Origin of the sequence: Streptomyces sp. NPDC000410 (genome assembly GCF_040300305.1) — a bacterium.
Classification (GTDB): domain Bacteria; phylum Actinomycetota; class Actinomycetes; order Streptomycetales; family Streptomycetaceae; genus Streptomyces.
This window is the reverse complement of sequence record NZ_JBEPDM010000056.1, coordinates 15,037-37,140: the sequence shown is the minus strand read 5'-3', so window position 1 is coordinate 37,140 and position 22,104 is coordinate 15,037. Positions and strand designations below refer to the sequence as shown.

The following is a 22,104-nucleotide window of genomic DNA, read 5'->3' as shown; positions in this document are numbered from 1 at the left end:
CTTCTACGGCGACCGCGTCATCGACAACCAGTAGCACCCGAACAATCCCAAGAAGCGTCAACACCAGGGCTTACACGAAAAATAAGACACTCCCGCACTGACGTGCTCATGGCCGACGGGTCCAAGAAGGACATTGACAAGATCAACGTAGGGGACGAAGTTCTTGCCACGAATCCCCTCACGGGGGAGAGCCGGGCGCGGAAGGTAACCCGGCTCATCGTCACCGATGACGACAAGCACTTCAACGAGCTGACCATCGAGACACCGCAAGGCTCGAAGAAGCTCACCGCAACTCATGAGCACCCCTTCTGGTCTCCCTCCGAGAAGCAGTGGCTTGAAGCGCGTGAGCTCAAGCCCGGCATGACACTGCTCACTGCCACCGGGGCCACCGTCACGGTGGAGACCAACCGTGCCTTCAGTAAGCGTGCCCGGACGTACAACCTCACGGTCGAGGACCTCCACACGTACTATGTGCTGGCGGGCGAGACTCCGGTACTCGTTCACAACAGCAACTGCGGCATTCGGAAGCATGACAAAGCCCGGGGTGCTGCAGGCGTCGATGAAATGACGGAGACGTTTGAGAAGTTCTACAAGAAATCTGATATCTATAGCGAGAGCTATGGGAATGGGCTTGAGCTCTGGACCCCTTATGGCGTTCGTCAAGTAGATATCGCGGTTAGGAATCCAGACGGAAATCTTCACCTTTACGAGGTGAAGGTGAATAAATCGAACTACACGAAGGGTCAGCGCAGGAAGGACGAATGGCTGGCAAAGACGTACGGGTTCCAAACCTCAGTCGTCCGTCGCGGCACAGAGTGTCCAACCTGCAACCCCTAACCTGAGAGGATGGCCCGTGAGCAGCGACTTCGGTTTCTGGAAGCGCAGCGCCGGAGACCCTGAGGAAGTCTTCGACAACCTCGCTGAAGGTGACACCGGCGACCTTGCCGTGAGCCCTGACGTACTGCGGTTCCGGGAGGAATTGCTGACTAGATGGTCGGATGTCGAAGATGTTCTGGAGCCGTCACGGTTCGACCTTGAAGAGGAACCGGATGACGCAGGCAAGTACGTCCTCCTGACCCTTTCGGTTCGCCAACTGGATTATCTCCCCGAGATTCTTGACATGGCGAAGAAGAATGGGCTCGTCGGGTTTAGCGGAGTAGCGGGAGAGCCGATTTAAGGCTTCCGATTCACTACGCGTCCAGGCGCAAAGATGCGGCCCCTGCGGATGTCACCGCAGGGGCCGTTTTGCCGCCTGACGGCAGTAGATGACGGCAACGGCGGCGGACGCCACTTGGTGTCCGCCGCCGTTGCCGTACGGGTGTCAGGGGTGGTCAAGGGCGCGGCCGAGGAGGTCGATGGCGTCGTGCTGGAGGCGGAGCCTTACGTGGGCGTAGACGGTGGCGGTGACGCCGATGTGGGCGTGGCCGAGGAGTTCCTTGATCACGACGAGTTCGACGCCCTGCTCCAGGAGCAGGGTGGCGGTCGAGTGGCGGAGGTCGTGGAAGCGGATGCGGCGGAGGCCGGCCTTGCGGAGGAACGTGGTGAAGGTGCGGGTTGAAGTGCCCCCTCGGGTCCCGACACTTCCGTTTTATGCGGCGAGGTCCAGCCGTTGATGGCAGCGGACCCTCGCCTGGTACGGCGTGATGAAGCCGATGGTCGAGTGGATCCTCTCCCGGTTGTAATGTTCCGCGATCCGCCGGAAAACGCCTGCCGAGCCTGTGCCCGGGATTCCCAGACAGTCGTGCCGATCTCTGCTTTCAGGACGGCGAAGAAGCTCTCTGCGGCAGCGTTGTCGAAGCACGAACCGGTGCGTCCGGCGCTCTGGCGCATGCCCAACTCACTCAGTAGGACACGGAATTGATGAGACGTGAATTGCGATCCGCGATCGGAGTGAAAGATCGCGTTTTCCGCCGTGTGCCCGCCCGCATGGGCCATCCGGCTGGCGTCCGCGACCAGCTCGGTACGCATATGGTCGGCCATCGACCAGCCCACGACCTCCCGTGTGCACAGGTCGATCACGGTCGCCAGATACAGCCATCCCTCGGCCGTCGGCAGGCAGGTGATGTCCCCGACGAATTTCAGACCCGGCATCGGCGCGGTGAAGTCCCGCAGGATCAGATCCGGCGTCGGCGGCGCCGTACGGTCCTGTCTCGTGAGCGACCGCGACTTCCGTCGCGTTATTCCGACGATCTCACGCTCCCGCATGATCCGGGCGACGCGCTTGCGGTTCACCACGTGCCCCTGGTCCCGGAGTTTCCGGGTGATCCGCAGAGCCCCGTAGGACCCCCGGGAATCGGTGTGGATCTCCCGGATGAGGCGAGCCAGGCCCTCTTCCTCATCGGCCTTCTCCTGCCGTGCCTCCTTGTTCTGGTGTCAGGTGTAGTAGCCGGAGCGGTCCCATCCGAGAACGTCACACATCCGCTTGACCCTGTGGGCGTTCCGGTGCTCGTCGACGAAACGGAAGCGGATCACCGTGTCGTCTCCCGCGCGAAATAGGCGGCGGCCTTCCGGAGAATCTCGTTGTCCTCCTTCAGCCGGGCGTTCTCCCGCCGCAAGCGCTTGAGCTCTTCCTTCTCGTCAGGGGCCATACCGGCGTCACCCCCGCCGTCCGCCGACTGGGTGCGGGTCCGGTCGTCGCGGACCCACTTGCGCAGGGTCTCCAGATGGATGCCCAGGCCGTGGGCGATGTCGGTGAGGGAACGGTCCGGCGAGGAACCCGCGAGGTCCACCGCGTCCCGCTTGAACTCTTCGGGGTCGTTCTTCCGCTTTGCCACCTTGGATCACTTCCCCTGGATGACGAAACATCCAGCGTCCAGGTGTCGGAATTTCGGGGGTCACTCCAGCTCGATGTAAGCCCGGGTGGTCAGACCGCGCTCCTCGGCAAGCCGTCGCAGGCGGTGCCGGATCTCTTCGCTGATCTTGATGGTGGTGTCGGCCATGGCGAGCGACTACGGCTGAATCCCGGTGGGAGGCGGGGGCGGGGCGTAGGGGGGAAGGCCCCCGCCTCCCATGTCCGGGTCCTGCGGGCCGGCCCGGGTGGGTCAACCCGTGCTGACCTGGAGCTCCTTGATGCCGTTCAGCCATGCCGAGCGCAGCCGGCGCGGGTCGCCCGCGAGTCGCAGGTCCGGCAGGGCGTCGGCCACCGCGTTGAAGATCAGCTCGATCTCGTGGATGGCGAGGGACTTGCCGAGGCAGAAGTGCGGGCCTCCGCCGCCGAAGCCGAGGTGTGGATTCGGGTCGCGGGTGATGTCGAAGACCTCGGGCCGGTCGAAGACCTCCGGGTCGTTGTTGGCGGAGGAGTAGAACAGCCCCACCCGGTCGCCCTGCTTGATCTTCTGGCCGCCGAGCTCGGTGTCCGTCGTCGCCGTGCGCTGGAAGGCGACGATCGGGCTGGCCCAGCGGACGATCTCCTCGGCGGCGGTCGCCGGGCGTTCGCGCTTGTAGAGCTCCCACTGGTCGGGGTGGGTGAGGAAGGCGTGCATGCCGTGGGTGATGGCGTTGCGCGTCGTCTCGTTGCCCGCGACCGCGAGCAGCAGCACGAAGAAGCCGAACTCGTCGGACGACAGGTTCCCTTCGCCCTCCGCCGCCACGAGCTGGGTGACGATGTCGTTGGCCGGACACTCCTTGCGGGCGGCGGCCATGTTCATGGAGTAGCCGATGAGCTCCATGGAGGCCTCGGTGCCGACCTCTTCGGTGATGGCGTACTCGGGGTCGTCGTACGCCACCATCTTGTTCGACCAGTCGAAGATCCGGGACCGGTCCTCCTGCGGTACGCCGATGAGTTCGGCGATCGCCTGGAGCGGCAGTTCGACGGCGATGTTGGTGACGAAGTCGAAGCTGCCACCGGTGCCGGCGTTCGCCTTCGCATCGGCCACGATCTTCGTCGCGCGGTCCCGGAGAGCGGCTTCCAGGGTCCGTACCGCACGCGGGGTGAAGCCGCGCTGGACGATCTGGCGGACCCGGGTGTGCTCGGGCGGGTCCATGTTCAGCATGATCAGCCGCTGGGCCTCGATCTGGTCGCGCGTGATGTGCTCGTTGAAGCGGATGACCGCCGTGTTCTCGGTGGACGAGAACAGCTCGGGGTGCGTGGAGACGTACTTGACGTCCGCGTGCCGGGTGACGGCCCAGTAGCCCTCGTCGTCGAAGCCGGTGGCGCCGCGCGGTTGCGGGCACCACCAGACCGGTGAGGTTTGGCGCAGCTGGGCGAACTCCGGCAAGGGGATACGGCTCTGGAGGAGATCGGGGTCGGTTGCGTCGAACCCTTCGGGGAGATGGGGGCAGGAGGGCATGGGTGACTCCAGTGTCTGTCTGACGGCCCATCAGAATTGCCCGCAAGGTAGTAACGGGTTCTACAAGTGGCAAGGGGTGCGGCGTGAACTGTTGCGTGCGAGAGCCCTGCCAGGTGCTGCACGACCCTTGCGTACCGGGGGTAAGGCTCATAAGACTGCAAGGAGAACTAGAACGCGTACTAGTTCTTGCGGTTCACGCGTGCGGGGCGCCGGGACGCCCCGCCGCTGTGCGAGGAGAGGACGAGCTCATGGCCGCGGAACCCGTCATCGTCGAAGCCGTACGCACCCCCATCGGCAAGCGCGGAGGCGCGCTCGCCAATCTGCACCCCGCCTATCTGCTGGGCGAGACCTACCGCGAACTGCTCGGCCGCACCGGCATCCACGCCGACTGCGTCGAACAGATCGTCGGCGGTACGGTCACCCACGCCGGCGAACAGTCCATGAACCCCGCGCGCAACGCCTGGCTCGCGATGGGGCTACCGTACGAGACCGCCGCGACGACCGTCGACTGCCAGTGCGGTTCCTCGCAGCAGGCGTCGCACATGACCGCGAACATGATCGCGGCAGGAGTCATCGACATCGGCATCAGCTGCGGGGTCGAGGCCATGTCGCGCGTACCGCTGGGCAGCGGCTCCAAGCACGGGCCCGGAAAACCCTGGCCGGACGAGTGGAACGTCGATCTGCCGAACCAGTTCGAGGCGGCCGAGCGCATCGCGCGCAACCGGGGCCTGACGCGGGAACAGGTCGACGCGCTGGGGCTGCGGTCGCAGGAACGGGCGGCCGTCGCCTGGTCCGAGGAGCGCTTCAAACGCGAGACGTTCGCCGTCCAGGTGCCGACGACGGAGGAGGAGCAGGCGGCCGGACAGGGCATGTGGCGGCTCGTCGACCGTGACGAGGGGCTGCGGGACACGTCCATGGAGGCGCTGGCAGGGCTGAAGCCGGTCATGCCGACCGCGATTCACACGGCCGGCAACTCGTCACAGATCTCTGACGGGGCCGCGGCGATCATGTGGGCGTCGAAGCGGATGGCGCGGGCGCTCAAGCTCAAGCCGCGCGCGCGGATCGTCGCGCAGGCGCTGGTCGGGGCCGATCCGCACTACCACCTGGACGGGCCGGTCGACGCGACGCGGGCGGTGCTGGGGAAGGCGGGGATGTCGCTCAAGGACATCGACCTGGTCGAGATCAACGAGGCGTTCGCCTCGGTCGTCCTGAGCTGGGCGCAGGTCTTCGAGCAGGACCTGGAGAAGGTCAATGTCAACGGGGGCGCGATCGCGCTCGGACATCCGGTGGGGGCGACCGGCGCGAGGCTCATCACGACCGCGCTCCATGAGCTGGAGCGCAGGGACAAGGAGTTCGCGCTGGTGACGATGTGTGCGGGTGGAGCGCTCGCGACGGGGACGATCATCCAGCGTCTCTGAGTCGCGGGTGCCCTGCCGGGGTGTGGCGGCGGCTGGGGCGCGCTCTGGGCCTGCCTGGATGCGCCAGGGGTGCGGCTGGGATGCAGCGGGGGGTGCGCCCGAGGTCCGTCCGGGATGTGACCGGGGTCCGTCAGGGGTGTGGCGGGGGCGCGCCCGAGGTCGTCCGGGATGTGCCCGGGGTCCGTCAGGGTGCGCCCTGGGTCCGCCTGGGGCCTGCCTGGGGTGTGGCCGGCGTCGGTCGGGACCTGCGTGGGGGTGCGGCGGGCGTCGGCTGGGCCGCCGCCGGGGTGCGGCTGGGGTGCGGCCGCGATGCCGCTGGGGGCTCGTGGGGCGGGGCTCCGCCCCGTCACGGGGGAGCGGGGGCATCGGCCCCCGCGCACAACCGGTCAGTACCAGTTGTTCTGCTGCCAGAAGTTCCAGGCCTTGCACGGGCTGCCGTAGCGCTCGTTCATGTAGCTGAGGCCCCACTTGATCTGGGTCTTCGGGTTCGTCTTCCAGTCGGCGCCGGCCGAGGCCATCTTGCCGGCGGGCAGGGCCTGGACCAGGCCGTACGCACCGGAGGAGGCGTTGGTCGCCTTGGGGTTCCAGCCGGACTCGTGCTCAACGATCTTGCTGAAGCACTGGTACTGGGCGGCGGGCATCATCTGCTTCGCGATCTGCTGCGCGGAGGAGGGCGCCGCAGTGGCCGCCGAGGTCGTCCCCATCACCGCACCGGCAGCCCCGAGGAGTACGGCGGTGCCGGCGACAACGGACTTGTTGCGGGCAGTGAAGCGGGTGATCAGCGAGCGAGACAAGGTGGTACCTAACGTCGGGGACGGGGGAGTCGCGAGGGCGGGGCGGTGAAGCCCGTGTGCCGGGCTCGAAGCCCTGCGGTGCCTTGCGACGAGAACAGTTGTAGCGGCGATCCAGGGCGGCGTGCCGTGACCGGGCTCACCCCGTAGATACGACCCGGAAGGGGCATGGTGGGACCAACGTCCTGAACCGGACATAAGGGGTTTCCGTGCAGGTCGGGGAGGGTGCCGCGAGGACCATCGACCCTGGGGAGTCGCTACTAACCCCGATCGTTCCGGGACCAAGGTCCTGTGGGCCGCCTCACCTCGCGGAGGGGGTTTCGGAGGCCTCGAAAGTGACCTGGGTCTCGAAGGCCGCCCGCCTCGTGGCCCGGCGCAGCGCCTTGAGCAGCGTGCCGCCGACCGTCAGCGTCAGTACGGCCGTCAGCACCGCCCGCCCCAGGTCCCAGCCCAGCGAGGTCGCCACGCAGTAGGCCAGGAAGCGCACCAGGTTCTCGTGCACCGGGTCGCCGGCCTGGAAGGAGATGCCCGAGCCGAGGCCCGGCACGATCGTCCAGCCGTACAGATTCATGACCGTGCCGTACGCGAAGGCCGCCGCGAAACCGTACCCGGCGAGAAGGAGCGTCTCTGCACGACCCCGGAGCCGGCCGGATCCCGGGAGCAGGCCCGCGACCATCGTGAACCAGCCCATCGCCAGCATCTGGAACGGCATCCAGGGGCCCACACCGCCCGTGAGCAGCGCGGACGCGAACATCGTCACCGAGCCGAGTACGAAGCCGAAGCCCGGTCCGAGGACCCGGCCGCTCAGCACCATCAGGAAGAACATCGGCTCCAGACCGGCGGTCCCCGCGCCGAGGGGGCGCAGCGCGGCGCCCACGGCGGCGAGTACGCCGAGCATCGCGACCGCCTTCGCGTCGACGCCGCCGTCGGAGATCGTCGCGACGACGACCGCGACGAGGAGGGGGAGGAGGGCGGCGAAGAGCCAGGGCGCGTCCTGCGCGTGCGCGGTGACGCCCGCCTCCGCGTCGGCGAGCAGCGGCCAGCCGAAGGCGACGACACCGATGGCGGTGATGAGGGTGAGGGCGGCGATCGAGCGGGGGCCGAGGCGGATCACAGCGCCGCCTCGACCTGGGCGACGGTGAGCCAGGGCTCCGGGGCGAGGATCTTGGCCACCTGGGGCGCGAAGGCGGGGGACGACACGACGACCTCGGCGGTCGGGCCGTCCGCGACGACCTCGCCGTCGGCGAGGATCACGACCCGGTGCGCCAGCTCGGCGGCGAGCTCCACGTCGTGGGTGGCCAGGACGATGGCGTGGCCGTCGGCGGCGAGCTCCTTGAGGACGGTGACCAGGCGGGCCTTCGCGGCGTAGTCCAGGCCGCGGGTCGGCTCGTCGAGCAGGAGGAGCGGGGGGCGGGCGGTCAGCACGAGGGCGAGGGCGAGGGCGAGGCGCTGGCCCTCGGACAGATCGCGGGGGTGTGTGGTGTCCGGTACGCCCGGCAGCAGCGCGGCCACGAGCGCCCGGCAGGTCCCGGGCGCGGCGCCCGCGTCCGCGTCGGCGGCGGCGCACTCGGCCGCCACCGTGTCCGCGTACAGCAGGTCCCGAGGCTCCTGCGGTACGAGGCCGACGTGCCGGATCAGCTCGGGGGGTGCGGTGCGATGGGGTACGCGGCCCTGGACGAGCACGGTGCCGGACGTGGGCGTGATCGTGCCCACGAGGGTGCCGAGCAGGGTGGACTTGCCGGCGCCGTTGCGCCCCATGAGCGCGACGGTCTCACCGGGGGTGACGCGCAGACCGACGCCCCGGAGCGCTTCGACGCGCCCGCGCCGGACGGTGAGCCCACGTATGTCGGCCGCGGGCTCGTGGGCCTGGCGAGTGCGCCCGGCTTCCCGCATCACCGGTGCGGGGCGGCTGCGCCGGAGCAGCTTGTCGAGGAGGGTCCGCTTGGCGGCTGCGGGCCGGAGGGAACCCCGCCCGGCCTGGCGGCCGGGCGGGGTTCCCTCCCGCACCACCCGTGCGGGTCGGGTGTCGGGTGCGGGTTCACTGGTGGTGGGTGACTCGCCATCGGCGGCCGCGGGCCGGTGGTGGGTGCGCCTGGACGCTCCGCCGTCGGCAGGCTCCGATGCGGTCGGTGCAGAACCGGCGGCGAGGCCCAGGGCCTCGCCCTCGCCGGTGCCCGCCTCGCGGCGGGGGGCCGGAAGCAGGACGCCCCCGGCGTCGGCGCCGGCACCGGCGAGGGCGCCCGCCCCCGCGCCCGAGAGGCGCCCCCGCAGGCCTTCCGCCCGCCGCCTCGCCTCGCGGACCGACAGGGGGAGGGGGGACCAGCCCGCCAGGCGGCCCAGAGCCACCACCGGGGGGTGGACCGGGGAGAGGGCCATGATGTCGGCGGGCGGGCCGATGACCGGGGCGGCGCCCGTGCCGGGGAGCAGGATGACCTGGTCGGCGTACTGAACCACCCGTTCCAGGCGGTGTTCCGCCATGAGGACCGTCGTGCCCAGGTCGTGGACCAGGCGCTGGAGCACCGCGAGGACCTCCTCCGCCGCGGCCGGGTCCAGGGCCGACGTGGGCTCGTCGAGGATCAGGACCTTGGGGTGCGGGGTCAGCACGGAACCGATCGCGACGCGCTGCCGCTGGCCGCCGGAGAGCGTCGCGATGGGCCGGTCGCGCAGGTCGGCGAGGCCGAGCAGGTCGAGGGTCTCCTCGACGCGGCGCCGCATCACGTCGGGCGCGAGGCCCAGCGACTCCATGCCGTACGCCAGCTCGTCCTCGACCGTGTCGGTGACGAAGTGGGCCGCCGGATCCTGCCCCACCGTGCCGACGAGGTCGGCGAGCTCACGGGGCTTGTGCGTGCGGGTGTCCCGGCCGTCCACCGTGACCCGGCCCCGCAGCGTGCCACCCGTGAAGTGCGGCACCAGCCCGGAGACGGCCCCCAGCAGGGTCGACTTGCCGACCCCCGACGGGCCGACGAGCAGCACCAGCTCGCCCTCGGGGACCGTCACGTCGACCCCCTCGACCGTGGGGGACGCGGCGTCGGCGTACGTCACCGAGACGTTCTCGAAGCGGATCACGAGGACTCCTTCGGCGATACGGGGGGTACGGGGGGTACGGGGGCGACGAACGCGGGCAGCAGGCCCACCAGGACGGACGCCGCGGGCCACAGCGGCAGCACGGGCGGCGACAGCGGTACGACACCGGGGTGCAGCGCGTCCGGGTCGTACGAACCGGACCAGATCATCAGCGCCGCCACCGCGACCCCCGACCCCGCCACCAGCCACGCCCGCACACCCCACCGGTCGGGCCGGTAGCGGGTACGGACCTGGCGCCGGCCGCCGAGCCACAGCCCGGCCATCGCGGCGGCGAATCCGCCGAGCAGCACCGGCAGCCCGTAACCCGCCCCCTCCGCGGCGAGCAGTCCGTACGAACCGGCGCAGACCCCGAGCAGCCCGCCGAGCGTGAGCGCCGTGGTGGTGTGCCGGACGGCGGGCGGAACCTGCGCCGTACGCCCGTACCCGCGCGCGTCCATCGACGCCGCCACCGCGACCGACCGTTCCAGCGCGCCCTCCAGGACCGGAAGGCCGATCTGGAGCACCGCCTTCACCCCGCCCGTCGGACGTCCCCGCAGCCGCCGCGCGGTGCGCAGCCGCACCACGTCCGCGACCATGTTCGGCGCGAACGTCATCGCCACGACCACGGCGACCCCGGCCTCGTACAGCGCGCCCGGCAGCGACTTGAGCAGCCGGGCGGGGTTGGCGAGCGCGTTCGCCGCGCCCACACAGATGAGCAGCGCGGCCAGCTTCGCCCCGTCGTACAGCGCGAACACCAGCTGCTCGGCGGTCACCCGGCCGCCGATCCTGATGCCCTGGGCCCAGTCGGGCAGCGGCACCTCGGGCAGGGTCACCAGGACGTGCGTACCGGGGATCGGGGAGCCGAGGACGACCGAGAAGACGAGCCGTACCGCGATGACGAAGAGCCCCAGCTTGACGAACGCGCCGTACGAGCGGGCCCACGGTGCGTCGGTGCGACGCGCGGCCACCACATAGCCCGCGACGCCGACGAGCAGGCCGAGCAGGAGCGGGTTCGTGGTCCGGGACGCGGCGATGGCGAGGCCCAGGGCCCACACCCACCACGCCCCGGCGTGCAGCGCGTTGCTCCGGCCGGCCTCGGGCGCGCGGAAACGGCCCGCCGGGCTCATCCGCGCCGGCGGCGGGCCTGCCAGAGGGCCGCCGCACCCAGGGCGAGGACGGCCGCGACGCCCGCGAGGACGCCGACCGACGGGCCGGTGTCCGCCGGCTTCGTGGCCGTGATGACGGCCGGGCGGGCGCCCGAGGAGGGCGGAGCCGTCGGGTAGAAGGGGAGCGCCTGCTCGGGCGTGTCCCCCGACACCTGCTCTCCGCAGCCCGACGCCGGGTAGCCGGAGATCGCGCAGAGCAGCGCGTCACTGTTGTAGCGCAGCGGCTTCGCGACCGCGGCGAGCGCCTCCGCGCTGGTGGCGTCGGTGCGCACCTGCGCGCAGCCGGTACGCGCCGCGGGCGGGGTCTCACCGGCCGCCGCGTCGGCGGGGGTGCCGAAGTCGATGACGACGCCGACCCGCTTGGTGCCGTCCTTCGCGGGGGTGCCGGCGCACAGCGCCGCGAAGTCGGGGGTGGTGCGCGGCCGCGCCGAGTCCGCGGAGTCCGAGCTCACGGAGAAGCGGAAGCCGTTCACCTCGCCGTCGGCGGGGCGGGCGGTGGCCGGTCCCTGAGTGGCGTACGCCCATGAGGCCCCGCCGGAACCGCCGTTGGTCTGCCAGAACGACCAGTACCGGTACCCGGCCGCCTGCGCGGGCCACGCCACCGCCAGGAGCAGCGCGAGCGCCGCGCCGATGGACAGGGCCCCCGTCCCGAGCTGCCGCCCGGTCGCGCCGAGCCGCCGCACGGCCCGGAGCGAGGCGGTCGCCGCGGCCCCGAGGGGACGCACGGCCCGGAGCACGGTCGTTGCCGCAGCCCCCAGGCGTCGCACCGGCGGGAGCGCGGTGGTCGTCACCGCGTCCCGCGCGGGCGCTTCGCCGAGCCGCCGCACGGCCCGCGGCGCGGTCGTCGCCGCCGGTGCGCTGCCGAGGAGCGGGAGCCCGTGCGTCACTGCTGCTCGTCCTGCCGGCCGGCGGCGGCCTCCTGCTGGGCCTGCTGGTCCTGCTTGGCCTGCTTCCGGTTCTTGCGGCGGTCGTTGATCATGAATGCCGCGCCCAGGACCGCCGCGAGCCCGGCGCCGACGACCCAGAAGAGCGCCCCGCGGTCGCCGCCTATCTTGTCCTTGCCGTCGCCCTGCGCCGCCGGGGACGGCGGGACGGTGGACGCGGGGGTGGGTCCGGTCGCGTTCAGCTGCTGGACCAGGTCGGCGCCGCCGAAGTCCCTCGGGTCGGCGCCGTAGGCGTGCGCGGCGAGGATCAGCTGCGCGTACGCGGCCGGTCCCGCCTCCTTGGCCCAGGCGGACGCGTTCTTCTCCAGCCAGGCCACCGAGGCGGCCGCCTTGTCCTTGTGTCCGGCGGCGGACAGCGCCACGACCGCGTCCGCGGTGTTGCCGAAGTCGGGCAGCGGGGCCGGGTCCGTGGCGCCGGGCATCGGCGGGGAGTCGAGGTGGCCGGTCTTCGCGAGCACCTTCGCGAGGTAGGCCGCGCCGTTGCGGGCGGACTGCTCGGGAGTGGCCCTGGGCGTCGTCACGCACGCCGGCGCCTTGCCCGGCTTCGGGCCCTGGACGACCATGCCGCGGCCGAGACCGCCGAGCACGGCGGCCGCGGTGGCGTCGCCGTTCGGGAGCAGCTTGCCCGTCTTCGCGTCCGGCTGGTACGCGAACGCCCCGCCCGCCGTCTTGTCGGCGCACGGGATCGCGAACGAGACGAGCGCGTTGTAGGGCGTCTTCCCCTGCTCGGACGTCAGGTCGCCGGGCCGCTCCTTCGCCGCCGCGAACGCGCCGATCACGATCGCGGTGGAGTTGGCGTCGGACGCCATGCCCGGGTTGTAGCTCCACCCGCCGTCCGGGCTCTGCACGGACTTCAGCCAGGCGATGCCCTTCTGGACCTGATCGGTGTGCTCGCCGGCGGCGGCGAGCGCGTGGACGGCGGCCGCGGTGGCGTTCGTGTCGAACATCGTCTTGCTGTCGCACGGCTTCGTGGCATCGGGGCGGTACGAGGCGAAGCCGCCGTTGTCGCACTGCTGCCCGGCCAGCCAGGCCACGGCCTCCGCCGACGGCACGACGTGGACGGTGTCCTGCGCGATGATCGCCAGCGACTGCCGCCACACACCGTCCCACGTCGGGTCCTTCGTGCCGTACAGACCGGCAGGCAGCGCGGCGGACGGCGCGGGAGAGGGGGCGGCGGGGGAGGCCGCCACGCAGAACACTGCGGAGGTGGCGGCAACGGCGAGCGCCGCTGCGCTGCGGCGTACGGTCCGTACGGTCATGGCGGGCGGTGCTGCCTCTCCTGCGGGGAGCCGGGCGCGGGCGCACGGGATGCACCGGGCTCGGCCCCGTATTCCTCGACGGTGCTCGTGCGAGCCGGTCACGTTCCAGTACGGGGCAGTCCGGCTCGCCACCTGCGACGGTGGCTGTCACGGTTGCGGGTCAGCGCCGGATTTGCACCGGCTTCCCCCTGTACAGGCATGATGACGACTCGCACACTCTACCGGCCCGTACGGCGCGTCCAGGGTCGGGTCGGCGCCCCCGCGACGTACGTCACGTACCGCGCGCCCCGGGCCGGCTCGGCGCCCCCGCCGGCACGTACGCACGTGCCCCGGGCCGCCGGGTCAGCGCACCGCGACGTACGTCACGGGATCGGTGCCCGCGACCGCCTCCGCGCGGCCGAGCTTCACCAGGCGGCGCAGATGGGCCTCCGCCTCCGAGACCGCGATGTTCCGCGAGCCGTACGGGATCTGCTCCCAGGGGCGGTTCCACTCCATCCGCTCGGCGAGCTGCCACGGGGTGAGCGGGGCCGCGAGGAGCGCGAGCAGGTCCGCGAGCCGGGACTCGTGGTGCGTGAGCAGCTCCCGCACCCGCGCCGGGGCGTCGGTGAACGCGTACTGGTGGGCGGGGAGGACCTCGGCGACGCCGAGGCGGCCGACGCGTTCGAGCGAGTCGAGGTAGTCGCCGAGGGGGTCGGTGACGGTGGAGTCGTCGGGGTCCTCGTACAGGCCGATATGGGGGGAGATCCCGGGCAGCAGGTGGTCGCCGGAGAAGAGCCGGCCGCGACCCGGGAGGCCCGCCGGGTGGTCCTCCTCCAGGTGGAGGCAGACGTGGCCGGGGGTGTGGCCGGGCGTCCAGACCGCCCGCAGCCGGCGCCCGGCCAGGTCCAGCAGCTCGCCGGGGACGATCTCCCGGTCGGGCAGCGCGGCCCGCTGTCCGGGCAGGGTCCGCATCCGGCCGCCGTCACGGGCGGCGCGGAGCGGGGCGAGATGCTCCTCGGGGGCTCCGGCGGCGGCGAGTTTGTCGGTCAGGTAGCCCAGCCAGGTACCCGGCAGGGCCTCACGGGTCCGCCGCACGACCTCGCTGTCGGCGGCGTGCATCGCGATCCAGGCCCCGGACGCCTCGCGGACCTGCCCGGACAGACCGTGGTGGTCGGGGTGGTGGTGGGTGATGACGATCCCGTGTATCTCGCCGACCGCCGTGCCGACGGCGGCCAGCCCCTCGGTGAGCGCGCCCCACGCGGACGGATCGTCCCAGCCGGTGTCGATGAGGACGGGGCCGCGGTCGGTGTCGAGGACATGGACCAGTGTGTGGCCGAGGGGGTTGTCCGGGATGGGGACCTGGAGGGACCAGACACCTCCGCCGTGCGCGATCACCTGGGGCATGCGTCCTCGACTCTCCGGAGGCGGCAGGGGCATTGCCCACTATAACTAGAACTGATATCAGTTCTGAAACAGCGTCAGAAACGATGCCGGGCACGGTGCCGGACGCCGCGATGTCGGGTACGGCGTCGGGGAAGCCGTCGGAGAGTCCCCGGTGGTCCCGGTGATGCCGGTGCGCGGGAGGCGGAGGACGTCATGACCGAGCTGGTCGAGCACGGAAAGCTGTTCATCGGAGGGGAGCTGGTCGATCCCCTCGGCACGGACACGATCGAGGTGATCTCGCCGCACACCGAGCAGGTCATCGGACGCGTCCCGCACGCGTCGCGGGCCGATGTGGACCGGGCGGTGGCCGCCGCGCGTGCCGCGTTCGACGACGGGCCCTGGCCGCGGCTGACGACGGAGGAGCGGATCGAGGTCGTCGGGCGGATCAAGGACGCGATCGCCGTACGGCACGAGGAGATCGCCCGCTCGATCAGCGCGCAGAACGGGTCCCCGTACTCCTGGAGCGTCCTCGCCCAGGCGCTGGGCGCGATGATGGTCTGGGACGCGGCGATCACCGTCGCCCGCGACTTCACGTACGAGGAACGCCGCACCGGTGTCCTCGGGCCGATCCTCGTCCGGCGCGAGCCGGTCGGGGTGGTCGCGGCCGTCGTGCCGTGGAACGTCCCGCAGTTCGTCGCGGCGGCGAAGCTCGGGCCCGCGCTGCTCGCCGGCTGTACGGCGGTGCTGAAGCCGTCGCCCGAGTCCCCGCTCGACGCGTACATCCTCGCCGACATCGCGCGGGAGGCCGGGCTGCCGGAGGGCGTGCTGTCGATCCTGCCCGCCGACCGCGAGGTCAGCGAGTACCTGGTCGGGCACCCCGGCGTGGACAAGGTGGCCTTCACCGGCTCGGTCGGCGCGGGCAAGCGGGTCATGGAGGTCGCCGCCCGCAATCTCACCCGGGTCACCCTGGAACTGGGCGGCAAGTCGGCGGCCGTGATTCTCCCCGACGCCGACCTGGACGCCACCGTCCAGGGCATCGTCCCGGCGGCCTGGATGAACAACGGGCAGGCGTGCGTCGCCCAGACCCGCATCCTGGTCCCGCACGGCCGCTACGACGAGTTCGCCGAGGCGTTCGCCGCGGCGGCGGGCGCCCTGGTCGTCGGCGACCCGCTGGACCCGGCGACGCAGGTCGGCCCGCTGGTGGCCAGGCGCCAGCAGCAGCGGTCCCTCGACTACATCCGGATCGGCCAGGAGGAAGGCGCCAAGATCCTCGCGGGCGGCGGGCGTCCGGACGGCCTGGAGCGCGGCTGGTACGTCGAGCCGACCCTCTTCGGCGGCGTCGACAACTCGATGCGGATCGCCCGCGAGGAGATCTTCGGACCGGTCATCTGTCTGCTGCCGTACGGCGACGAGAGCGAGGCCGCCAAGATTGCCAACGACTCCGACTACGGGCTCAGCGGCAGCGTGTGGACGGGTGACGTCGAGCACGGCATCGACTTCGCGCGGGGGGTGCGGACGGGCACGTACAACGTGAACACGTTCAGCCTCGACATGCTCGGACCGTTCGGCGGCTACAAGAACTCGGGTCTCGGGCGGGAGTTCGGGCCCGAGGGCTACGGCTCGTATCTGGAGCACAAGATGATCCACCTTCCGGCGGGCTATGGGGGTGAGGGCTGATGGGGGACCGCTGGCACGTCGAGGTCGACCGGAGCGTCTGCATCGGCTCCGGGATGTGCGTGAGCCATGCCCCGGACGGCTTCCGGCTGGACTCCGCGCGGCAGTCCCACCCCGCCGACCCGGAGACCGACGCCCACGAGCGGATTCTGGCGGCGGCGGAGGGCTGCCCGGTCGAGGCGATCCTGATCACGCTGGCGCACACGGGTGAGGCCGTGTTCCCGCCCGAGGAATAGGGGGTGTCCCCCTGGTCCTTGCGAACACCTGTGTGCGCCCGCGTGCCACACTGCTCCCTTGATCGCGCGGGCAACAGGACCGTGCGCGGCCCGGATTGGGAGAGTTGTGCGCAAGGCGAGGTGGGCGGCCGCGGCTGCCGGTGTGGTGCTGCTGGTGGCGGGTTGCGGCGGCGAGGGCGGCTCGGACGAGGGCAAGGGCAAGGGCGGCGCGACGACGCCCGGTTCCTCGTCCTCCTCCGCTCCGGAGGCTCCGGAGTCGGAAGCGGGCGAGAGCCTGGACGCGGCAGCGGTCACCAAGGAGATCGAGGACGCGGCCACGGCGGCCGGGTTCACCGAGGAGGCGTCGAGCGACGACGTCTCGGCGGCCCTCAAGGACTGCATGGTCACGTGGTCGCCGGACTCGAAGAAGGCCGCCGATGCGAAGAAGTCCTACGACGACACGGTCGCGAACCTGACGAAGGGCGGCTGGAAGGAAACGCAGTCCACCGACCAGGCGGGCTCGACCAACAAGTCGCTGGACAAGGGCGGCTGGACGCTGAAGGCGACCCACCACGGCGGGGCGCTCACGCTGGTCATGTTCATCGCCGGGAACAACAGCCCCGAGTGCGAGGCGGCGTTCCAAGAGGACCTGGAGAAGAGCAAGACCTCCTAGGACGCCTGGAGACCCTGGGACCCCTAGGAACCCTGGGACCCCTGGGGCGCCTAGGAACCCTGGGACCGCTAGGAACCCTGGGACCCCTGGGGCGCCTAGGAACCCTGGGACCGCTAGGAACCCTGGGGCCCCTAGGGCCTTCAGGGCCCCTGGCCCTGGCGCTCAGCCCTGGGCCCGGCCCCGGCCCCGGCCGCGCGCCTTCGTGTGCGCGGCCGGCTCCGTCGCCCGAGCCGTTGCCGGCGTTGTCGGGACCGTCGGCGTTGGCGTCGGCGTTGTCAGGTCGATCAGCCGGCAGACCGTCTCGATGTCGATCTTCACCTGGGCGATCGACGCGCGCCCCGAGAGCCAGGTGATCAGGGCGGAGTGCCAGGTGTGCTCGATCACCCGGACGGCCGAGAGCTGCTCGGGCGTCGGGTCCTCAAGACCCATCGCGTCCAGGATGATCGCGGTCGTCTGGCGCGAAACCGTGTCCACCTCCGGGCTGACGCTGCGGTCCGCGAAGGTCAGCGCCCGCACCATCGCGTCCGCGAGATGCGGCTCGCGCTGCAGCGCGCGGAAGGCCCGCATCAGGGTCTCGGCGACCCGCTCCGCCGCGCCCTCGGCCGCCGGGGGCCGCTTGCGCAGGGTCGTGTGCAGACGCTGGAGCTGGTCCTGCATGGTGGCGACGAGCAGATGCACCTTGGACGGGAAGTACCGGTACAGCGTGCCGAGCGCGACCTCGGCCGCCTCGGCGACCTCGCGCATCTGTACGGCGTCGAAGCCGCCCCGGCTGGCCAGCTGCGCGCTGGCGTGCAGGATGCGGCGGCGCCGGGCCTCCTGGCGTTCCGTCAGGGGCGCGGACGGCGTGGTGGACAGCGCGGCGGACGGCTTGGCGGACGGCGAGGTGTGCGGCGAGGTGTGCGGCGTGGCGGACGGCGAGGACGCCGGAATCGCCGGATTCGCTGTGTTGGTCTCCGCGGTCATGTCTCCCGTTCCCCCTGAGTGCGGACGGCGCCTCCGTGGCGTGAATCACCTGATCCAGGCCTTACAGCGTGGCTACCTGCCGGTAGATTCGATGCTCCTTGAGCGATCAGGAACGATCAAGTCTGGAACTTGTTCTAGATTAGCGCGAGCGGTTACGCTCCGGCGAAAGCGCGGTGAGAGCGCAGGTGAGAAGGGGGCCGTGAGTGACCGCTGAGGCCATAGCAGCCGGGCCCCGTTCGGGTGCGGAATCCGGTGGCGACCGACCACTGCGCATCGCCCTCCTCACGTACAAGGGAAATCCTTTCTGCGGTGGCCAGGGCGTCTACGTCCGGCACCTCTCGCGCGAGCTCGCCCGCCTCGGGCACAGCGTCGAGGTCATCGGTGCCCAGCCCTACCCCGTGCTCGACGAGGGCGTCCCGCTCACCGAGCTCCCCAGCCTCGACCTGTACCGGCAGCCGGACCCGTTCCGCACCCCGAAGCGCGACGAGTACCGCGACTGGGTCGACCGCCTCGAAGTCGCCACGATGTGGACCGGCGGGTTCCCGGAGCCGCTGACCTTCTCGCTGCGGGCGCGCCGGCACCTGGCCGCCCGGCGGGGTCAGTTCGACGTCATCCACGACAACCAGACCCTCGGATACGGCCTGCTCGCCGACCTCGGGGCGCCGCTGGTCACCACCATCCACCACCCGATCACCGTCGACCGGCAGCTCGATCTCGACGCGGCGGCCGACTGGAAGCGGCGCGCCTCCGTGCGCCGCTGGTACGGCTTCACGCGCATGCAGAAGCGGGTCGCCCGGCGGCTGCCGTCCGTCCTGACCGTCTCCGGCTCCTCGCAGCAGGAGATCGTCGACCATCTGGGCGTACGCCCGGAGCGGGTACGCGTCGTGCACATCGGCGCCGATACGGACCTGTTCGCACCGGACCCCTCCGTCGCCGAGGTGCCGGGCCGGATCGTGACCACCTCCAGCGCGGACGTACCGCTGAAGGGCCTCGTCCACCTCGTGGAGGCGCTCGCCAAGGTCCGTACCGAGCACCCCGACGCGCACCTCGTCGTCGTCGGCAAGCGCGCCGAGGACGGCCCGGTGGCGCGCATGATCGAACGGTACGGCCTCGAAGGCGCCGTCGAGTTCGTCAAGGGCATCTCCGACGCCGAGCTCGTCGACCTCGTCCGCAGCGCCCAGGTGGCCTGTGTGCCGTCCCTGTACGAGGGCTTCTCGTTGCCCGCCGCCGAGGCGATGGCCACCGGGACCCCGCTCGTCGCCACGACCGGCGGAGCGATCCCGGAGGTGGCCGGCCCCGACGGCGAGACGTGCCTGGCGGTACCGCCCGGCGACGCCGGGGCGCTGGCCGCAGGTCTCTCCCGGCTGCTGGGCGACCGGGAACTGCGCTCCCGCATCGGCGCGGCCGGACGGGAACGCGTCCTGTCCCGCTTCACCTGGGCCCGCGCGGCCCAGGGCACGGCCGACCTGTACCGCGAGGCGATCGCCACGCGCACCCCGGCCGGCGGTGCCAGGTGACACCCCGGCGCTCCGCGCCCGGGACCCCGTCGGCGGACCCGCGGCCCACACCCCCGGGCCGTCGCCGCCCCACGGCGGCGGGGGCGGTCCTCGGGCCCTCGGCCCGGCCCGCCCGCGCGGGCGGGGGCGCGGGACGAAGGCCCGCAGACCCGGCCCGCTCCGTGGCCAACGCAAGGTGCGCCCGGCTCCCGGGCGCCGTTACCCACCCGGAAGGGCAGACGTGCTGACCGTCGACTTCTCCCGCTTCCCGCTCGCCCCCGGCGACCGCGTGCTCGACCTCGGCTGTGGTGCCGGGCGGCACGCGTTCGAGTGTTACCGGCGCGGCGCGCAGGTCGTGGCCCTCGACCAGAACGGCGAGGAGATCCGCGAGGTCGCCAAGTGGTTCGCCGCCATGAAGGAGGCCGGGGAGGCCCCGCAGGGCGCGAGCGCCACCGCCATGGAGGGCGACGCGCTCAATCTGCCGTTCCCCGACGAGTCGTTCGACGTCGTGATCATCTCCGAGGTCATGGAGCACATCCCGGACGACAAGGGCGTGCTCGCCGAGATGGTCCGCGTGCTCAAGCCCGGCGGCCGCATCGCCGTGACCGTGCCCCGCTACGGCCCCGAGAAGATCTGCTGGGCGCTGTCGGACGCGTACCACGAGGTCGAGGGCGGCCACATCCGCATCTACAAGGCCGACGAGCTCCTCGCCAAGATGCGCGAGGCCGGACTGAAGCCGTACGGCACCCACCACGCGCACGCCCTGCACTCGCCCTACTGGTGGCTGAAGTGCGCGTTCGGCGTCGACAACGACAAGGCCCTGCCGGTGCGCGCGTACCACAAGCTGCTGGTCTGGGACATCATGAAGAAGCCCCTGCTCACCCGGCTCGCCGAGCAGGCGCTCAACCCGGTCGTCGGCAAGAGCTTCGTGGCGTACGCGACCAAGCCGCACACGCCGAAGGTGAGCGCGTGACCTCACCGGGCCGCACCGAGCATCTCGTCCTGCCCGGCGTCCTCACCGCCGCGCAGGCCGCCGAGACCGTCGCCGGGATCCTCGCCGCCCAGAAGGACGACGGGGCCATCCCCTGGTTCCGGGGGCACCACCTCGACCCGTGGGACCACACCGAGGCGGCCATGGCCCTGGACGCGGCGGGCGAGCACGAGGCCGCGGCGCGCGCCTACGCGTGGCTGGCACGGCACCAGAACGCCGACGGCTCCTGGTACGCCGCCTACCACGACGGCAACGCCGACGAGCCGACGGACCGCGGCCGCGAGACCAACTTCTGCGCGTACATAGCCGTCGGCGTCTGGCACCACTACCTGGCCACCGGCGACGACGCTTTCCTCGACCGGATGTGGCCGTCCGTGTACGCGGCGATCGAGTTCGTGCTGCGACTCCAGCAGCCCGGCGGCCAGATCGGCTGGAAGCGGGAAGAGGACGACACGGCGGTCGACGACGCGCTGCTGACCGGCAGTTCGTCGATCCACCACGCCCTGCGCTGCGCCCTCGCGATCGCTGACGCACGCGAGGAGCCGCAGCCCGACTGGGAGCTGGCGACCGGCGCGCTCGCCCATGCGATACGCCGCCACCCGGAGCGCTTCCTCGACAAGTCCCACTACTCGATGGACTGGTACTACCCCGTCCTCGGCGGCGCCCTCACCGGCGCCGACGCGCAGGCCCGCATCGAGGAGCGCTGGGCCGAGTTCGTCGTCCCCGGGCTCGGGGTGCGCTGCGTGCTGCCCAACCCGTGGGTGACGGGCGGCGAGAGCTGCGAACTGGCCCTCGCGCTGTGGGCGATGGGCGAGTCCGACCGGGCCCTGGAGATCCTCCAGTCGATCCAGCACCTGCGCGCCGAGGACGGCATGTACTGGACGGGTTACGTCTTCGAGGGCGACCGGGCCGTCTGGCCCGAGGAGCTCACCACGTGGACGGCGGGCTCGCTGCTGCTGGCGGTGGCGGCGCTGGGCGGCGACGAGGCGACGACGGCGGTGTTCGGGGGCGAGCGGTTGCCTCAGGGCCTCGACCCGCAGTGCGACTGCTGACGCCGGGATTCTGACGCCGAACGGGGGGCGGGGGCCCGACCCCCGTTCGGCCGCGCCCACGTGGCGCACTTCCACCCCTGGGGCAAGGCTGGCGCCAACCGCTCCGGGAGGTTCGCTGTGCTCAGTTCCGTACCGATACGCCGCGCCCTCGTCGCCGGCGCGCTCTCCTGCACCCTGCTCGTCTCGACGACCGCGTGCGGCGGCGGTGACGGCGAGAGCGCCGCCGGTTCGGCGACGCCGACCACGACCGGCACGACCGAGGCGCAGAAGTTCGCCAAGGCCCGGTTCGTGGCCAACGCGGGCCTGGCCGCCGGGGCGACGTACCAGTGGATCGTGAAGCCGTACCGCGCGGGCAAGTTCAAGAAGGGCGCCGACGGGCAGAAGCTCGCCCTGGCCAAGGCCGGCCTCGCGGGCGCGTTCGCGTACAACAGGCTCAAGGCGGCGGTGAACAACGCCAAGGCCGACCCGCTGCTGTCCAAGGCGGTCGCCCCGGTCACCGCCGGGATCGAGTCGATCAAGGACCTGGCGACCAAGCTGCGCAAGGGCCAGGCGGGCGACGCCGAGATCGGCACCTTCGAGGACGTCATCAACAGCGTCAAGGAGGCGGGCAAGAGCGCGGGCGCCGAGGTCACGAACAAGGTGCCGTCGGCGTCCCAGCTCAGCGGCGGCTAGGGCTCATCCGGCGGATCGCGCCGGCTGAGCCCGGCTGAGCCCGGGGCCAGCCCGGGGCCAGCCCGGGATCGGCCCG

20 protein-coding genes, 2 pseudogenes and 1 riboswitch are annotated in these 22,104 nt (G+C 71.6%); of the genes and pseudogenes, 10 read left to right on the top strand and 12 right to left on the bottom strand.

All coding sequences use genetic code 11. The features are described from left to right. On the top strand, positions 1 to 837 hold an 837-nt coding region (locus tag ABT342_RS33020; protein WP_351581956.1), incomplete at its 5' end, for a polymorphic toxin-type HINT domain-containing protein. A gap of 16 nt (positions 838 to 853) precedes the next feature. Continuing rightward, positions 854 to 1,177: a hypothetical protein gene (locus ABT342_RS33015; RefSeq protein ID WP_351581954.1), complete on the top strand. Its 324-nt coding sequence runs from the start codon at positions 854 to 856 to the stop codon at positions 1,175 to 1,177. Positions 1,178 to 1,321: 144 nt separating this feature from the next. On the opposite strand, the pseudogene ABT342_RS33010 reads toward ABT342_RS33015, so the two are convergent. From ABT342_RS33010 to ABT342_RS32995, 4 genes and pseudogenes are all read right to left on the bottom strand, one after another. Next, positions 1,322 to 1,555 (bottom strand): annotated as a pseudogene (locus tag ABT342_RS33010) (tyrosine-type recombinase/integrase); the annotation flags it as partial. A gap of 161 nt (positions 1,556 to 1,716) precedes the next feature. Continuing rightward, positions 1,717 to 2,349, bottom strand: a pseudogene (locus tag ABT342_RS33005) (IS3 family transposase); the annotation flags it as partial. Positions 2,350 to 2,468: 119 nt separating this feature from the next. Continuing rightward, complete coding sequence (locus ABT342_RS33000; protein ID WP_351581952.1) at positions 2,469 to 2,774, bottom strand: transposase; 306 nt, start codon at positions 2,772 to 2,774, stop codon at positions 2,469 to 2,471. Between the two features lie 267 nt (positions 2,775 to 3,041). Further along, positions 3,042 to 4,289, bottom strand: a complete 1,248-nt coding sequence (locus ABT342_RS32995; protein WP_351581950.1) for a cytochrome P450 — start codon at positions 4,287 to 4,289, stop codon at positions 3,042 to 3,044. Between the two features lie 248 nt (positions 4,290 to 4,537). Between ABT342_RS32995 and ABT342_RS32990 the strand changes: the two genes are divergently transcribed. After that, a complete protein-coding gene (locus tag ABT342_RS32990) occupies positions 4,538 to 5,707 on the top strand; it encodes a steroid 3-ketoacyl-CoA thiolase (protein ID WP_351581948.1) in 1,170 nt (389 codons plus the stop codon). A gap of 386 nt (positions 5,708 to 6,093) precedes the next feature. Here ABT342_RS32990 and ABT342_RS32985 read toward each other — a convergent pair whose 3' ends face one another. The 7 genes from ABT342_RS32985 to ABT342_RS32955 all read right to left on the bottom strand — a co-directional run bounded on the left by ABT342_RS32985 (position 6,094) and on the right by ABT342_RS32955 (position 14,313). Continuing rightward, positions 6,094 to 6,501, bottom strand: a complete 408-nt coding sequence (locus ABT342_RS32985; protein ID WP_351581946.1) for an aggregation-promoting factor C-terminal-like domain-containing protein — start codon at positions 6,499 to 6,501, stop codon at positions 6,094 to 6,096. Positions 6,502 to 6,799: 298 nt separating this feature from the next. Further along, positions 6,800 to 7,609, bottom strand: a complete 810-nt coding sequence (locus ABT342_RS32980; protein WP_351581964.1) for an ECF transporter S component — start codon at positions 7,607 to 7,609, stop codon at positions 6,800 to 6,802. Further along, the gene (locus ABT342_RS32975; protein ID WP_351581944.1) at positions 7,609 to 9,564 is read right to left on the bottom strand and encodes an ATP-binding cassette domain-containing protein; all 1,956 of its coding nucleotides are present in this window, start codon (positions 9,562 to 9,564) and stop codon (positions 7,609 to 7,611) included. The genes ABT342_RS32980 and ABT342_RS32975 overlap by 1 nt, the downstream gene beginning before the upstream one ends. Then, on the bottom strand, positions 9,561 to 10,688 hold the full coding sequence (locus tag ABT342_RS32970) for an energy-coupling factor transporter transmembrane component T (protein ID WP_351581942.1): 1,128 nt from the start codon (positions 10,686 to 10,688) through the stop codon (positions 9,561 to 9,563). Before ABT342_RS32970 ends, ABT342_RS32975 begins: the two co-directional genes overlap by 4 nt. After that, positions 10,685 to 11,410, bottom strand: a complete 726-nt coding sequence (locus tag ABT342_RS32965; protein WP_502965657.1) for an SCO2322 family protein — start codon at positions 11,408 to 11,410, stop codon at positions 10,685 to 10,687. Before ABT342_RS32965 ends, ABT342_RS32970 begins: the two co-directional genes overlap by 4 nt. Positions 11,411 to 11,610: 200 nt before the next feature. After that, positions 11,611 to 12,930, bottom strand: a complete 1,320-nt coding sequence (locus ABT342_RS32960; protein ID WP_351581940.1) for an SCO2321 family membrane protein — start codon at positions 12,928 to 12,930, stop codon at positions 11,611 to 11,613. Between the two features lie 75 nt (positions 12,931 to 13,005). Beyond that, positions 13,006 to 13,158: riboswitch (cobalamin riboswitch) on the bottom strand. Positions 13,159 to 13,272: 114 nt separating this feature from the next. After that, positions 13,273 to 14,313 carry a Strvi_7410 family MBL fold metallo-hydrolase gene (locus ABT342_RS32955; protein WP_351581938.1) on the bottom strand — a complete coding sequence of 347 codons (1,041 nt, stop codon included), beginning with the start codon at positions 14,311 to 14,313 and terminating at the stop codon, positions 13,273 to 13,275. Between the two features lie 192 nt (positions 14,314 to 14,505). Here ABT342_RS32955 and ABT342_RS32950 point away from each other — a divergent pair, with 192 nt between their 5' ends. From ABT342_RS32950 to ABT342_RS32940, 3 genes are all read left to right on the top strand, one after another. Next, positions 14,506 to 15,969, top strand: coding sequence for an aldehyde dehydrogenase (locus ABT342_RS32950; RefSeq protein WP_351581937.1), 1,464 nt, complete (start codon positions 14,506 to 14,508; stop codon positions 15,967 to 15,969). Next, positions 15,969 to 16,202, top strand: coding sequence for a ferredoxin (locus ABT342_RS32945; protein ID WP_351581936.1), 234 nt, complete (start codon positions 15,969 to 15,971; stop codon positions 16,200 to 16,202). Before ABT342_RS32950 ends, ABT342_RS32945 begins: the two co-directional genes overlap by 1 nt. A gap of 106 nt (positions 16,203 to 16,308) precedes the next feature. Beyond that, positions 16,309 to 16,854, top strand: a complete 546-nt coding sequence (locus ABT342_RS32940; RefSeq protein WP_351581935.1) for a hypothetical protein — start codon at positions 16,309 to 16,311, stop codon at positions 16,852 to 16,854. Positions 16,855 to 17,016: 162 nt separating this feature from the next. Here ABT342_RS32940 and ABT342_RS32935 read toward each other — a convergent pair whose 3' ends face one another. Beyond that, positions 17,017 to 17,817 carry a TetR family transcriptional regulator gene (locus tag ABT342_RS32935; protein ID WP_351581933.1) on the bottom strand — a complete coding sequence of 267 codons (801 nt, stop codon included), beginning with the start codon at positions 17,815 to 17,817 and terminating at the stop codon, positions 17,017 to 17,019. A gap of 203 nt (positions 17,818 to 18,020) precedes the next feature. Between ABT342_RS32935 and ABT342_RS32930 the strand changes: the two genes are divergently transcribed. The 4 genes from ABT342_RS32930 to ABT342_RS32915 all read left to right on the top strand — a co-directional run bounded on the left by ABT342_RS32930 (position 18,021) and on the right by ABT342_RS32915 (position 22,028). Next, positions 18,021 to 19,334 carry a glycosyltransferase family 4 protein gene (locus ABT342_RS32930; protein WP_351581931.1) on the top strand — a complete coding sequence of 438 codons (1,314 nt, stop codon included), beginning with the start codon at positions 18,021 to 18,023 and terminating at the stop codon, positions 19,332 to 19,334. A gap of 220 nt (positions 19,335 to 19,554) precedes the next feature. Beyond that, the gene (locus ABT342_RS32925) at positions 19,555 to 20,286 is read left to right on the top strand and encodes a class I SAM-dependent methyltransferase (protein WP_351581929.1); all 732 of its coding nucleotides are present in this window, start codon (positions 19,555 to 19,557) and stop codon (positions 20,284 to 20,286) included. Then, positions 20,283 to 21,356 (top strand): prenyltransferase/squalene oxidase repeat-containing protein, encoded by a 1,074-nt coding sequence (locus tag ABT342_RS32920; RefSeq protein ID WP_351581927.1) that lies wholly within the window; start codon positions 20,283 to 20,285, stop codon positions 21,354 to 21,356. Before ABT342_RS32925 ends, ABT342_RS32920 begins: the two co-directional genes overlap by 4 nt. 117 nt (positions 21,357 to 21,473) lie before the next feature. Further along, positions 21,474 to 22,028: a hypothetical protein gene (locus tag ABT342_RS32915; protein WP_351581925.1), complete on the top strand. Its 555-nt coding sequence runs from the start codon at positions 21,474 to 21,476 to the stop codon at positions 22,026 to 22,028. The last annotated feature ends 76 nt before the right edge of the window (positions 22,029 to 22,104 follow it).